14 protein-coding genes and 2 pseudogenes are annotated in these 12,609 nt (G+C 69.4%); 10 read left to right on the top strand and 6 right to left on the bottom strand.

Features of this window, described 5'->3' with window-relative positions; all coding sequences use genetic code 11:
* Positions 1-2 precede the first annotated feature (2 nt).
* Positions 3-857, top strand: coding sequence for a serine hydrolase domain-containing protein (locus tag OG736_RS43845; RefSeq protein ID WP_327187449.1), 855 nt, complete (start codon positions 3-5; stop codon positions 855-857).
* 167 nt (positions 858-1,024) lie between these two features.
* On the opposite strand, the gene OG736_RS43840 is transcribed toward OG736_RS43845, so the two are convergent.
* Positions 1,025-1,327, bottom strand: a complete 303-nt coding sequence (locus tag OG736_RS43840; RefSeq protein ID WP_327187448.1) for a hypothetical protein — start codon at positions 1,325-1,327, stop codon at positions 1,025-1,027.
* 446 nt (positions 1,328-1,773) lie between these two features.
* A complete protein-coding gene (locus tag OG736_RS43835) occupies positions 1,774-2,364 on the bottom strand; it encodes an alpha/beta fold hydrolase (protein ID WP_327187447.1) in 591 nt (196 codons plus the stop codon).
* Between the two features lie 62 nt (positions 2,365-2,426).
* Between OG736_RS43835 and OG736_RS43830 the strand changes: the two are divergent.
* Both OG736_RS43830 and OG736_RS43825 read left to right on the top strand, forming a co-directional pair.
* Positions 2,427-2,654 (top strand): annotated as a pseudogene (locus OG736_RS43830) (transposase); the annotation flags it as partial.
* A 312-nt stretch (positions 2,655-2,966) separates the two neighbouring features.
* Complete coding sequence (locus OG736_RS43825; RefSeq protein WP_327187446.1) at positions 2,967-3,371, top strand: VOC family protein; 405 nt, start codon at positions 2,967-2,969, stop codon at positions 3,369-3,371.
* Positions 3,372-3,391: 20 nt separating this feature from the next.
* Here the strand turns inward: OG736_RS43825 and OG736_RS43820 are convergent.
* Positions 3,392-4,266 (bottom strand): IS5 family transposase gene (locus OG736_RS43820; RefSeq protein ID WP_442817147.1). Its coding sequence is split into 2 segments (ribosomal slippage): positions 3,392-3,900 and positions 3,900-4,266, totalling 876 coding nucleotides; the frame shifts between segments, so codons are not numbered across the junction.
* A gap of 462 nt (positions 4,267-4,728) precedes the next feature.
* Between OG736_RS43820 and OG736_RS43815 the strand changes: the two genes are divergently transcribed.
* The 4 genes and pseudogenes from OG736_RS43815 to OG736_RS43800 form a co-directional block, all read left to right on the top strand.
* Complete coding sequence (locus OG736_RS43815; RefSeq protein ID WP_327187444.1) at positions 4,729-5,988, top strand: competence protein CoiA; 1,260 nt, start codon at positions 4,729-4,731, stop codon at positions 5,986-5,988.
* Positions 5,989-6,279: 291 nt separating this feature from the next.
* Positions 6,280-6,747 (top strand): hypothetical protein, encoded by a 468-nt coding sequence (locus tag OG736_RS43810; RefSeq protein ID WP_327187443.1) that lies wholly within the window; start codon positions 6,280-6,282, stop codon positions 6,745-6,747.
* A gap of 434 nt (positions 6,748-7,181) precedes the next feature.
* Positions 7,182-8,462 (top strand): hypothetical protein, encoded by a 1,281-nt coding sequence (locus OG736_RS43805; protein WP_327187442.1) that lies wholly within the window; start codon positions 7,182-7,184, stop codon positions 8,460-8,462.
* 134 nt (positions 8,463-8,596) lie between these two features.
* Positions 8,597-9,061: pseudogene (locus tag OG736_RS43800) on the top strand (N,N-dimethylformamidase beta subunit family domain-containing protein); the annotation flags it as partial.
* A 259-nt stretch (positions 9,062-9,320) separates the two neighbouring features.
* Here the strand turns inward: OG736_RS43800 and OG736_RS43795 are convergent.
* The 3 genes from OG736_RS43795 to OG736_RS43785 form a co-directional block, all read right to left on the bottom strand.
* Positions 9,321-9,512 carry a hypothetical protein gene (locus OG736_RS43795; RefSeq protein ID WP_327187896.1) on the bottom strand — a complete coding sequence of 64 codons (192 nt, stop codon included), beginning with the start codon at positions 9,510-9,512 and terminating at the stop codon, positions 9,321-9,323.
* A 201-nt stretch (positions 9,513-9,713) separates the two neighbouring features.
* Positions 9,714-10,118 (bottom strand): hypothetical protein, encoded by a 405-nt coding sequence (locus OG736_RS43790; RefSeq protein WP_327187441.1) that lies wholly within the window; start codon positions 10,116-10,118, stop codon positions 9,714-9,716.
* 9 nt (positions 10,119-10,127) lie between these two features.
* Positions 10,128-10,346: a hypothetical protein gene (locus OG736_RS43785; RefSeq protein ID WP_327187895.1), complete on the bottom strand. Its 219-nt coding sequence runs from the start codon at positions 10,344-10,346 to the stop codon at positions 10,128-10,130.
* Between OG736_RS43785 and OG736_RS43780 the strand changes: the two genes are divergently transcribed.
* The 3 genes from OG736_RS43780 to OG736_RS43770 all read left to right on the top strand — a co-directional run bounded on the left by OG736_RS43780 (position 10,252) and on the right by OG736_RS43770 (position 12,592).
* A complete protein-coding gene (locus OG736_RS43780) occupies positions 10,252-10,800 on the top strand; it encodes a WD40 repeat domain-containing protein (RefSeq protein ID WP_327187440.1) in 549 nt (182 codons plus the stop codon). The two genes, OG736_RS43785 and OG736_RS43780, sit on opposite strands and share 95 nt — an antisense overlap.
* 440 nt (positions 10,801-11,240) lie before the next feature.
* Positions 11,241-12,101, top strand: a complete 861-nt coding sequence (locus OG736_RS43775; protein WP_327187875.1) for a replication-relaxation family protein — start codon at positions 11,241-11,243, stop codon at positions 12,099-12,101.
* Positions 12,102-12,166: 65 nt separating this feature from the next.
* Entirely contained in the window at positions 12,167-12,592 is a 426-nt protein-coding gene (locus OG736_RS43770; RefSeq protein ID WP_327187439.1) for a site-specific integrase, read from the top strand.
* Positions 12,593-12,609: the final 17 nt, after the last annotated feature.

The raw sequence follows: 12,609 nt of genomic DNA, 5'->3' as shown, positions 1-12,609 counted from the left end.
CCATGCGCACCGTCCCCACCTGCATCCTCGGCAGCGCCGACGAGAATCCGATTGTCACCGGCGCACACGACCCCGACAAATACGTGGAGGTCGGGTCCTTCACCAAGGTCATCACCGGAACCATCCTCCAACAACTGGCCGGACAAGGGGTGCTGACGCCTGACGACCCCGTCGAGCGATGGCTCGGCGCCCCGGCCGGAACCGGGATCACCCTGCGTCATCTGGCGGAGCACACCTCAGGTCTGCCCCGGCTTCCCCCTGGCACGTCCCGCCGTGACCCGTACCGGACGTTCACCGCCGACCGGCTGCGCGAGCTGCTCGCCGGCCTCGACCTGCTCGCCGTCGCCCCCGCGGGACAACGCCAGGAGTACTCCAACCTCGGCTATGCCGTGCTCGGCGCGGCGCTGGCAGCGGCAAGCGGGCAGGAGTACGAGGAACTCGTCGCCGGACTCGTGTTGTCACCCCTTGGCCTGCCGCCGCACGCCATGAGCGCCACACCGCCGCAGCACAGCCGGCTGCTGCCGACCAGGTGGTTCGGCCGCACGGTGAAACCGTGGACCATGACCGGCGCAGTCCTGCCCGCCGGCGGCCTGTGGGCGACTCCCCGCACGCTGGCACGCGTGCTGACGGCTCTCGTGCTCGATCGTTCACTTGGAGACCCGGGGCTCGGATGGCAACGCACGGGACCGCTGCCCGTGGTCTGGCACAACGGAGCGACAGGCACGGCATCCGTCTTCGCCGGCGCCGTCCCGGACGGGCGCTGGACCGTGGTACACCGTCTGAGCGGTGACTCCGACGTGACGGATCACGCCGGCCTGGACTACCTGCGCACAGCACAGGCGCAGCCGAAGGAGTGAAGCCGCCTTCGGTCCGAGGAGCAGGCCGAGACCCAGGCCGCTGCCACAGGCGAGCACGACGGCACACCGTGGGTGGCGGTCGAGCACTGTCTGTTCCATCCGCAAGGTGGCGGTCAGCCGACCGACCGCGGTGGGGTGGACGGTCACGAGACCCTCCCCGTGCGGGATCACGACTCCGCGCCGGTCGTGGCAGTGGCCTGCGGTGAGACGGCGCTGCCCGCCACCGCGGTCGGGCAGCCGACCGAGGTGGCGGGCAGCTGCACCTGGCGGATGGGGGTACGCCCGGACGTGACGGCCAGCGGGAGGGATTCGGCAGGACCCAGGTAACAGGGCCAGTTCTGGCCGGCGGTCACCTCGTGTGCGATGCGGAGCCACTGGGCCTCTCCGCCGGGCAGGGGCCAGGCCCAGGCCCGCTGTTCCCCGGTGTTCAGGATCGTTGTGGCGCTGATAGCGATCGGACTGATCGCCATGGTGGTGGCCCTGATCGCGTAACCGGCCCCTAGGTCAGGAACGCGTAGTCAGGGTCGACGCCATGGATCCTCGGAGCCGTAGGGGTGTGGGCCCCCTCGGCATCAACGTCTTCGACACCGCCCACCAGGCCACACGGTGCGGGCCTGCCTCATGAGGCTGGCTGGGCTTGTCACCGCGCTTCCTCTGCACCTGGGCGCTCATGCCCGATCAACGAGCAGCCGTGTCGGGGCCGCTACCAGCGTTGTCCTGGTCCTGCTAGGAAGAGGTACTGCGGCGTCATCAACATCACCCCGGACCCGCCCTGGACACCCGCCGAATGATCCGTACCAGCTGCTCTGCCGACTATCGCTGGGTGAGGGCAGCCGGGTCGATGTCGAGGGGGACGGTCTCGATGTGAGTGGTTGTCCCGGCTAGAGCCTGTCCGGGCGATCTTGGCTGGTGGTTTCTAGTGGCCGAGAGAACCGATGAAGCGGTCCAGCCGTGAGACGACTTGCCGCAATACGTCAACGGATCCCGTGGCGTCGTCCGCGAGCTCCAGTGCGTGATCCGCCGAGGGAACTTCCAGGACGTCATGTCGTAGGGACTCGGCGATCCGTGAGTCCCACAACTTGTCGGCGCTGCCGCCGATGAGGAGGGTCGGCGCTTGGGCTCGCTGGAGAGCACGGGCCACATGGTCGATGGTCAGGACAGGAGTGAGCCAGGCCGCTGCGATGTTTCGCTCGGCTGCGATGCCGCAGGCGAGTGAGCCCAAGGACTTGCCGACAAGGAGGCGACAGGCCCCTGCCTCGGCGTCGATGGCCTGGGTGACATGCCGCTCCACCCACGCGATCCGGTCGTCCACGGTGAACTGCGAGAAGTCATCTGGGATCTGCCACCACAACTCCTGGACCGTCCAGCCGCGCTGGAGGAGCACGCCGCGAGCGAAGTGCAGCAGTGGCCTGGCGGGCGAGTAACCGACGCCCGGAACGACGACTGCGACACGGTCAGGGGCACCATCGAAGCGAGTGGGCATGGCGAAGGGGGAGGGATCGGGCATGGCCGCAGGCTACTAGCCAGCTGATCATGTGACTGGCGTCGTGTCGGATCGTTGTTCGGGACATGGGGCGAGGTGATCTGACGGATGCCGAGTGGGAGCGGCTTGAGCCGTTCCTGCCGGTCAGCAATGGGCGTTGTCGTTGTGGCCGGTGGGGGGATCACCGACAGGTGATCGACGGGATTTTGCACCGGGTGCGGACCGGGGTGCAGTGGCGGGATCTGCCTGAGCGGTTCGGGCCGTGGAAGACGGCCTATGAGCGCCATCGGCTGTGGTCAGCAGATGGCACCCTGGAAGTTCCCTCAGCGGATCACGCACTGGAGCTCGCGAACGACGCCACGGGATCCGTTGACGTATTGCGGCAAGTCGTCTCACGGCTGGACCGCTTCATCGGCTCTCTCGGCCACTAGAAACCACCAGACAAGATCGCCCGGACAGGCTCTAGGGCGTGTATCGGAAGCACTGGTAACACCGACTCGCTAACGGCTACAACCAGCGCGGGCATGCCGTAGCCGGTGTGAGGTCATCCAACCGGTGCGGCACGGGAATTGTCCGGTCCAGGACGGGGTTGACGAGTCGGTACCCAAGATCTCCTAGGAGCCGACATGTCCGACGAACCCGCCGTCCGCGAACTCCGCTTAGTGGTCACGGCAGCCGACTACGATGCGGCGCTGCACTTTTACCGCGACGTCCTCGGCCTGAGTGAACGCGGCGCGTTCACCTCTCCCGACGGACGAGTCACCATCCTGGACGCCGGCCGAGCCACCTTGGAGCTGACCGACCCAAACCACGCTGCCTTCATCGACCAAGTCGAGGTCGGGCGGCGAGTAGCCGGCCACGTCCGGGTCGCCTTCCAGGTTGACGACTCCGTCGCCACCACATCGAAGCTGGCCGCAGCCGGAGCCCAGGTGGTCGCCGAACCGACGCGCACGCCGTGGAACTCCCTGAACTCCCGGCTCGAGGCACCGGGCGCTCTTCAGTTGACCCTCTTCACCGAACTCGACGATTAGTCGCTTTGTGACCGTGCTGGTCACAGCCACTCGTGGAAGGCCGCAACCAGGACGGTCGCCTCGTAGCGGACCGCGAGCTTGTCGTACCGCGTGGCCACGGCCCGGTGTCTCTTGAGGCGGTTGATCCCGCACTCGACCGCGTGGCGCTCGCGGTAGTCGGTCTTGTCGAACTTCGGCGGCCGGCCGCCACGAAAGCCGAGCTTCTTGCGCTTGCGGGCTTGGTCGGCCTTGTCCGGGATAGTGCAGCGGATGCTGCGGCGGCGCAGGTAGGCGCGGTTCTTGCGGGAGGCGTACGCCTTGTCCGCGCGCACACGATTGGGCCGGGTGCGGGGCCTGCCCGGCCCGATGCGGGGCACGCGGACCTTGTCCAGGACGGGCTCGAACTGTGGGGAGTCCCCGCGCTGCCCTGCTGTGATCACGATCGACATGGGCTTCTGTCCTTGCTCGACGGCCAGGTGGAGCTTGGTGGTCAGGCCGCCGCGCGAGCGTCCAAGGCCGTGGTCGTCCGGCTCGGCGGCAAGGCCGCCGGGCGGTTCCTTCTGCAGGTCCCCCTTTTTCTCGCCCCGGCGGCGTGCTGATGGGCCCGGCAGACTGTGGAGTCGACGTTGATGTCCCAGGTGATCAGACCCTCGGCGTCGGCCCGAGTCTGCAGGGCGGTGAAGATCCACTGCCAGGTGCCGTCCCGCTGCCAGCGGCGGAACAGGTCATACACCCGCCCCCAGGGCCCGTACCGCTCTGGGACATCCCGCCATGGCGTCCCAGTCCGGGTCCGCCACCGTATGCCGTCGATCAGCTGCCGCCGGGGCCATGTCGGCGGCCGGCCCGGCTTCTTGCCCTTCGGCAGCAGCGGTTCCAGCACCGCCCACTGCGCATCCGTCAGATCTCCACGTGCCACGAACCAAGATCATTCCACGCCCAAGATCCACTTCCGATACACGCCCTAGCCCCGGTTCGGCTGAAGCAGGTCCACCCCGACGGCTCCTGGGCTCGCGCCAGCGCCGCGAAGTCCCGTGCCCTGCCGACGGTCCACCAAGGCGGTCCCCGCCGCCTGTGGGACCTGCTGACCGATGTCCTCGACCGTCTCATCATCGGCGGGGAACTGCCGGTGACCGGGCTCGCGTCACGATCACCCCCGACGGACAGACCACGCTCTCACGCGGCCGGTGGTCAGCCACCCTGTAGACACCTGGCCGGCCACCAACCTGAGGTGTTCCTCTCCTCGATTCGTCACAGCGTGCCACGCAGACCACGCTTCCCAGAGTCTCGGTCTTCTTCCTGCCGTGCCCTGGAAACCGGGTGTATCGCCATTGCGGGCACAGGGGATGCTGTCCTTGTCGGGGCACAGGTTGGGGGGCCGATGGGGTACACCGCCGTGCACGCGGACTGGGGCCGGCTGGATGCGTCGGCGGACGATCTCGGGTGCGGCCGGTCCTGGGCGGACGTCCACCGCGTGAAAGGGCTGGAGCTGGCGTGTCCGGAGTGCCGGGGAAGGGTGTTCGCGCGCATCTCCCCCCACCGTGCCAGGCACTTCTACCACCAGGTGCGGCCCCGCGACTGCGCGCTGGCGAACGAGTCGCCCGAGCATCACCTGCTGAAGCTGGAGCTGGCCACCGCCGCCCGGGCAGCGGGCTTCAGAGCCGAGCTGGAGGTCGGCAACAAGGCCCGGACCTGGCGTGCCGACGTGCTGGTCTTCGACCGGCAGGACCGGCCGTTCATGGCGCTGGAGGCGCAGCTGTCACCGATGACGCCGCAGGACGCGCAGATGCGGACCGATCGCTACGCGGCGGACGGTGTGGCGGTGTGCTGGATTGCGGTGGAGAAGCGGCCGTGGGAGCGCGGCGTGCCCTCCCTGCGGGTAGCGCCCCCCAGGAACCGCGGAGACGCATGGACGGTGCGCCATGGCATGGCGCGCTACACCTGGGCGGCGCCGCACACGCTGAGGACGAAGGCGGCGTGGACCCATGTCTCCTGCTCCCTCGTCGATGCGATCCGGTGGATTCTTCAGGGACGGGTGCATCCCCATACCGGCCCGGACGCCACGGTGTGGTGGACCGCCCGCTCCTACGTCCAACTGGCCATCGACCGGGCCCGGCTGGAGGCCGACGCCGAAGCCATCCTGCAGGCGGCCGCCGCCGAACAACGCCGGCAGGCCGCGGAGCAGCGGGCCGCTGCCGCCGAACAGCGCAGGCTGGCCGCCGAGGACCGCCGACAGGCCGCTGAGGACCAGGCGAGGGAACAGCGGGCGGAGCAGGAGCGGCTGACGGCCTTCTTCGAGCACGCGGGCATGGACGCCGAACTGTGGCCCGCGTTCATGCACATGGTGCGCTCCACCTCCGGCAAGGCCGTCGAGTGCGGCGCCCAGAGCCCCGCCCACGGAAACGGACTGCTCCTCTACAGCCGTCCGCGCAAGGGCAGCGCGTTCCAACTGGCCGGTGTGGTCTGCCCGGAGCCCTCGGCATTCGCCGGGTGGCCTGCGGATCTGACGATCCTGGTCCCCGGGCAGGCCTGGCTCTCCCGTATCAAGGCGGCCACTCAGAGCCCGCTGAAAGTCGCCGTCCTGAACCCGGTCACCAAGCGCTGCACCTACGAGCGCGTCGGTCCCGGACTGCGACGCTGACTTGACGCCTTTCGTCGATTGCAACCGCCCGGCTCCCGGGCAACCGGGCCCCACTGGGGGCCGTACGTGGGCGGGAGCGGCCAGGGTGCAGGCAGCCGCCTCGCCTCCCGGTGGACCCGCGTCCTCGAGCAGACCACGAGAGCCCGGCGGCGGGTGGATGTTAGAGGTGATTGGGACGGTGCTCCGGCGAGAACCGGCTGGGGGTGTGGTGGTCCTGAGAGGGAGTGCCGCGCGGGTTCGCCTTCGCCGTCTGGGACAAGATGGGGCCTCCGATCTGGAGGGGGTGTTGGAATGGGTTACGACCTGCACGCAGTGATCGCTGAAGGGGAGGCGCTGCGGGGTGTGGCGCGGAAGCTACCTGCCGCTCGGCTGGCGTCGATCGGACAGGGCCTGTCGCTGATGCCGATGACGGACATCTTGTTCGATTCCGTCGTCGGCAGCGGCGTAGGCGCGTTGGGGTTCTGGCGGTTGCCAGGAGGGTTCGAGAAGGCCCTCGCTGCCTGGTCAGTTGGTGGGCCGGTGGCCTACGTGGAAGCTGAGTACTTCGGCGGCGTGGGCGAGCAGCGGGCTGCCGTGTGGGAGGGCGGCACCATCGTGCTGGGCCCGCTCCATGTGGAGGAGGGCCAGCCCTTCCCGCCGGCCGGCAGTCCGATCTCTCAAGCGCTGCGGCGGTTGGGCGTAGTGGCAACCGCCGGCGAAGACGAGTTCTCAGCTGTGGGGTTGGACCGGCATCGACACGGCGAGGCGTGGATTGGCTGACGCGCGACTTCCGGATTCCCGCCCTCTCGGGCAGGTTCCCGGCTCAGCTGGCGGAATCTGCCCGTGGTCGAGAACCTCGTGCGCTCGCTGATTCGCCCGCGGTACGTCTCGAGAACCCGCGTGAACTTCACTTGATTCCGTGTTCCTTGCCCAGCCCGGCGACCGCGTTGCCCTTGCCCCGGCGCCCCCGGCCCGGCATGTGCGATCAACGCCCCAGCCGGTCCCCCTGGCGGCGAGGCCGCCTGCTGCTCGGCGATGTGGGCGGTCATTTGGGTGTGGGCGCGCCACCACGGTTGCGCTCACGCAGCCCTTCGCGGAGGGAACGGCTGGTGTGGATGTCAGGATCGGGGTCAATTCGGTTGCGGTATCCGGGGTTTGAGCCAATCCTGGCTGGTTGACCGACAGCCGTATCAGGAAGGCAGGCACGGCCCAGTATGGAGATCAAGACGCTCGAGCAGTTGCAGGCGGTCGACGAGCGGACGCTGCGCTTCACCCCGTGGGGCCTCGGCCGGCTGCATGCGGAGGACTCGGCGGAGTTCCAGCAGCGGGTGGTCGCCCGGCTGGAGCTGGCGGACGAGGTCGCCGAATCGACGCGGAACAAGTTCGAGCAGCTGCGGGCCGGGTTCAGCCACGGGGTGCTGTGCTACGAGCTTTTCTCCCTGGTCGAGGACGCGGCCCGTCTCACCTTCGAGCAGGCCCTGCGGGACCGCTTCGTGGCTCGCTACCAGGATCGCATCGTTGACGTGCGCGACCGCCGGGGCCGGGAACACCAGGTCGCCATGACCAGTTACCCGGCCTTCCACGAGCAGTTCCGGAACGTGAAGGGCACCGAGATCCGGATGGGCGCTGCCGGGGACTGGGAGCACTTCAACGGGATGCTCGGCGGGCTGCTGCGGTGGGCGCGTCGCGAAGGTCTGCTCCGTGGGCAGCGCCCCCGAAGCCTGGAGCCGGTCCAGAGGGAGATGCGCAACATGGCCGCGCACGGCTCCTACCATCTGAACTCCCCGGTGGACGCCGCCCGCACCCTGTCCGACCTCGCCGAGCTCATCAACCACCTGTGGGGGCAGCCCACCCCGGGCGGACGGCTGTACCCGGCGCCGCTGAAGCGGGACATCATCGCCATCGGCTGGAGCAAGAGCGGGCACACGATCCTCGCCAGTCTGGCCGAACATCTGGCTTCGGTGCAGGACGAGGAGCCGCTGGCCTACATCCTGGTGCGTGCCGTGGTGGACGACCCGGGCCTGATGGAATTCGACGCCCGGGCCGCGACGACCGTCTTCCCGTCCGAGTATCTGTGGGGGCCGGGAACCCGTGCCGAGGCCGTCGACTGGCTGGACGCGAATCGGCCCGGGCCCGACCGGTGTGACTACCTCGACCAGGTCGTCCTCGTCCGTTGCGTGAACGAACAGGTGGACCTGCCCGTGCATCCCCAGGTCGCAACCGGCCTCTCAGCGCAGCAGCAGCGGGGGACGTGGTACGCGGTGCGGGTCGACCGGGCTCTGGACGCCTTCGGCCACGTCCGGGCGCTCGTTGACGCTCAGCCAGGGCACAAGCCGCAAGGAGAGTGCCGGCAGTGCCCCGCCGAGACACTGGCCACGGGCGACATCGCCACCGTGATGGCTGCCGCCCAGAAGGCTGGCGCCGACACCACCGCGTTGACCGTACCGGACGTGCGCACACCGCTCGCCAGCAGCTTCCGTTGCCCCGCCCAGTAGAGCAAAACAAGCCCCCAGGGGCACCCTCGCTGGTGCGCTGGTCGTCACGCGGACTGCACGCGCCGGATCCAGCCGAGCTGTGACGCTCCCGCGACGGCCGTTCGGCACGACGCCGCCTTACTGATCGTTTCAGAATGAGGCCCGAAGGGGGCCCGGGCCGATTCGCGTCCAGCCAGTCGACGGCCTCGGCACGGGTTCCCGGCCCCGTCGTCTGCTACAAGCAGACCGAGGATCCCGCACCGGACGAACACGGTCCCACCGACCGCTGGCGCGACCTGAAGGACCACACGCACGGCAAGAAGCACGGCCGTGCCGAACAAGGGCTGCTGGGCGTGCAGTACAACGGCATCCTGTCCGAACCCGCGCCCCTGGTCGTGCGCGAGCCGGACCACTGGTTCTGGGCTGGCACCGGCCTCAAGGACGGCGAGGAGATACACGACCTGGTCGACGGCGAAGCCGACGGCTACGACGACAGGATGCCGGTCCCGACAGGCGCTGGCCGGACGCTCCTTTCGGAGTTCCCCTACGGCGACAGCTTCGGCCCCGGAGGCGGGCGCGGCCGCCGCATCCAGAACACCAGCCTGTGCGAACACGACAACGGAACACTCGCCTTCGTCGCCGGCACCTTCCACTGGCCCCTCGCACTCCAGGACCCGGCCCACCACGACCACCGCGTGGACGAGCGACACGCAACCTCATCAACCGCATGCTGCAACCCCGGTCATGAACAGAACACCAGCCTGTGCGAACACGACAACGGAACACTCGCCTTCGTCGCCGGCACCTTCCACTGGCCCCTCGCACTCCAGGACCCGGCCCACCACGACCACCGCGTGGACGAGCGACACGCAACCTCATCTACCGCATGCTGCAACCCCGGTCATGAACAGAACGACGAAGGGCGCCGCCTCGGTCCACCCGGCCGCCCTGGCCGACGAGGGAGCGCGCGGCTGCGAGGTCCTCGCTCACCTCGTCGGGGTGGTGGGCGTAGGGGTCGTAGACCAGCACCCCGGCCATCTCCGCGGCCCGGGGTCGTGCGGCGCTGCACACCGCCGAAGTGCAGCAGCCGCTGCACGGCTTGGTCGCAGTCCTGCCCCAGGGTTTCCAGCGGGGCGATGACGGCAGCGGCGTGGCGCTGGTGGGCGCCCGATACCAGCAGCGCGAGGTCGAACCCCCGGCCGCCCGGCCACCGCGCCGGACTCCTCATCGCGGCCATCTTCCTCTGGTCCGCCCGCTGAAAGAACAGCCGGCTCACGGCCGCAGACGCTCTTCCTGCGGATCGAAGCAGACGAGTCCGTGCTCGCGAGCCAGCGCAGCGGCGTACTCAGACACTTCCTCAGCCTCGCCGTAGGACATCAGCAGGTACACGATCGGGCCCGATGCCTCATCGGTGACCGGCGGTGACGCCCATACGCCACTGCGATCGCTGTCGTCCGGGTATCGCGCTACGAGAGCTTCCACGTAAGCCACGATGCGCGGCGCCGGAGGCACGACCACATCGTCCGACTCCAGGTAGCGCTCGAAGAGCTCGTCATAGGCCAAGCCCGCCTGGCCGTCGTCGAGCACGTAGTTGCGGTCAGAAACGGCAAGGGTGCGGTTGAGGCGATCCAGTTGGCCAGGCAGCGGCAGTAGTCGGCGTCCCCCGGCCGCGCTCATCAGCAGCGGTCATAGGACGGTGCCCTGCAGGGCACGATGGTCGCCGGACATCGCGTAGCGGCGGGACGCGAGGACGAGCTCGCCTTCCTCCCCGATCGCATCGCACAGCGGGGCCAGGACGTCGACTGCGTCGGTGATCCGTACGTCCTGGGCCTCGGGGTCGTCGGCGTCCCACTGCAGGAAGCCCCACGGGTTGCTGGCCGCGCCGTCAAGAACGTCCCAGACCATCTGCTCCTCGGCCTCACCGGATAGACCCGCGCCCCACCGCCAGCGCCGACAAGACCGTCGGCTATGGGACGTCACCACCGGCGAGACCCGCACCACCCTGCCCAAGCAAGCAGACGCGGTGTCGTCAGTGGCCTTCAGCCCCGACGGACACACCCTCGCCACCGCCAGCAACGACGCCACCGTACGACTCTGGGACGTCACCACCGGCAAGACCCGCACCACCCTCCTCGACCACACTGCCACGGTGTGGTCGGTGACCTTCACCCCCAACGGACACACCCTCGCCAGCGGCAGCGCCGACAAGACAGCGCGCCTCTGGAACGTTGTCCTCCCCCAACCCCCCGCGGCGAGCCAGAGGATCTGCCACGCCGTCAAACGCGACCTCACCTCAGAAGAACGAACGGCATACCTTCCAGACCAATCAGTGGGGCCCGTGTGCCCGATCCACCGTTAGAGAACTGCGCCCCTGGTGAGCCATAATCACGATCGCCCCACCTGGACGGCGTCGCGCGCGGCCCCGCCGTCGCGCGCGAGCAACACCAGCGGCGCCCGATCCCCTCGCCCGTCGCTCGGGACCTGTCCCACCCACTTCATTCTTCTTCCTGCTGTGGGGCGTGGACTCGGGGGCGCAGAGGGGATGTCGTCCTCCCGACCACGGCCAGACCAGCATGGTGACCTGCAGGTTCGCAGGCAGGCGCGGCTGAAGGTGCAGACGGTTGTCGGCCGGGTTGTCGGCGGGGATACCGGCCTGGTCCACGGAGGCGTTCTCGCGTCGTGACCGTGGTCGGGCCTTCGTGGTCGGGGTTCTGGTGGGGGCCGGGTGCTGCTGTGACCGGTACGCGCGGCGCCCGGCAAGGACGGCGCCGCACCGGACGGGAAGGGAGCAGATCCGTGATGATCGGCGTGGACGCGGGCAGCGGAGACCGGCTGGCGCTGGCGGTGCTGACGCAGTACCGGATGGCCACCACCGAGCAGACCAGGCTCAGGCTGGCCAGACTGCGCGGTGAGGGGCTGGTCGACCGCATCACCCTGCCGCAGGCCGGACGGATGCGGGGGTGGTTCCCCACCGCTTACGGCGTGCAACTCGTATGCGAGTGGCCCGAGATGCGCGGGCACCGTCCCTCCAGGACGGTGTCCGATCCGACCGCCGTACGGCTGAAGGCCGGCCACACACTGACCGAGACCGCCCTCGCCTTCCTCGAGGACGCCCGACGTCACGGCGACCTGTTCCGGCCGCTGGACTGGATCTTCGAGGTCCACCACCCGATCGGGAGCGGCGAGGCCGTCATCCCCGACGCGCTCCTGTACTACCGGCGCGGTCCCGTCGACGGGGACAACGGGTCGATGCTGCGGGCTTTCGTGGAAGTCGACCGGGCCACGATGGGTCCCGAACGACTCGCCGCCAAGCTGACCGCGTACGAGCGCCTCCACCGCTACGTACCTGCGGTCCCGGGGCGCCGGCCGACCGTCCAGGAGGCGGCGGTTGAGGAGTGGCGTCGGCGCTACCCGCTCTTCCCGCGCGTCCTGTTCGTCCTGTTCGTCCTGGACAGCACCGGACCGGCCGGTGTCGAGAACCGGGTCAGCGCCCTGCGCGCGGGGGCCGGGCTGCTGGCCCGCTTTCCGTACGACGTCCCCGTGCTCGTGGCGCCGCTGGCCGACCTGCTCCAGCACGGCCCCTCCGCACCCGTGTGGCGTCCCGTCCACGACCCCGGCCAGCGAGTCCGCTGGACGGTGTCCGGGCATCGGCAGACCTGACGCAGGGCCGCCACAGACGACGGCACGGGTCTGTACTTCGCCCGCAGACCCTGCGTAGCGACGTAGTGCACTGGCAGTCTGGCACCGCCCAGCTGCTGCCCAGACTCATCGCCCGACCTACCCGCGGCCCGCTGTTCCTCGCCGACCGCAAGGCCCCGGCCGGAAAACCCACGCTCGACGTGTGCCCGGAGACCGGCCGGGCCCGGCTCTCCTACCGCCGGGCTGAGGAGATCTTCGAGGAGAACACCCGCCTGCTGGCCAACCCCCTCGCCTCACCCGAGGACATCGAGGACCTGGACGGCTGGACACTCCACCGACTCCGCCACAGCGCCCTCACCCACGACGCGGAAGACGGCACCTCAACACCGATGCTGCTGGCCCGCTCTCGCCACGCCTCCGTACGGTCTCTGGAGCGGTACGCCCGGCCCGGCGTCGACGCGGTCGCCGCGCACGTCGCCGGGCGTGACCCGGCAGCCCGCCGCCGTCGGTGAACCGCGAGAACCCACCG

Source organism: Streptomyces sp. NBC_01334, assembly GCF_035983595.1.
Taxonomy (GTDB): domain Bacteria; phylum Actinomycetota; class Actinomycetes; order Streptomycetales; family Streptomycetaceae; genus Streptomyces; species Streptomyces coriariae.
This window is presented reverse-complemented; position numbering and strand designations above follow the sequence as displayed.

What these genes read in the sequence shown, in the direction of transcription:
- OG736_RS43845 (WP_327187449.1), top strand. Translation starts at nt 3, where the DNA reads ATGCGCACCGTCCCCACCTGCATCCTCGGCAGCGCCGACGAGAATCCG.
- OG736_RS43840 (WP_327187448.1), bottom strand. Translation starts at nt 1,327, where the DNA reads ATGGCGATCAGTCCGATCGCTATCAGCGCCACAACGATCCTGAACACC.
- OG736_RS43835 (WP_327187447.1), bottom strand. Translation starts at nt 2,364, where the DNA reads ATGCCCGATCCCTCCCCCTTCGCCATGCCCACTCGCTTCGATGGTGCC.
- OG736_RS43825 (WP_327187446.1), top strand. Translation starts at nt 2,967, where the DNA reads ATGTCCGACGAACCCGCCGTCCGCGAACTCCGCTTAGTGGTCACGGCA.
- OG736_RS43815 (WP_327187444.1), top strand. Translation starts at nt 4,729, where the DNA reads ATGGGGTACACCGCCGTGCACGCGGACTGGGGCCGGCTGGATGCGTCG.
- OG736_RS43810 (WP_327187443.1), top strand. Translation starts at nt 6,280, where the DNA reads ATGGGTTACGACCTGCACGCAGTGATCGCTGAAGGGGAGGCGCTGCGG.
- OG736_RS43805 (WP_327187442.1), top strand. Translation starts at nt 7,182, where the DNA reads ATGGAGATCAAGACGCTCGAGCAGTTGCAGGCGGTCGACGAGCGGACG.
- OG736_RS43790 (WP_327187441.1), bottom strand. Translation starts at nt 10,118, where the DNA reads ATGAGCGCGGCCGGGGGACGCCGACTACTGCCGCTGCCTGGCCAACTG.
- OG736_RS43785 (WP_327187895.1), bottom strand. Translation starts at nt 10,346, where the DNA reads ATGGTCTGGGACGTTCTTGACGGCGCGGCCAGCAACCCGTGGGGCTTC.
- OG736_RS43775 (WP_327187875.1), top strand. Translation starts at nt 11,241, where the DNA reads ATGATCGGCGTGGACGCGGGCAGCGGAGACCGGCTGGCGCTGGCGGTG.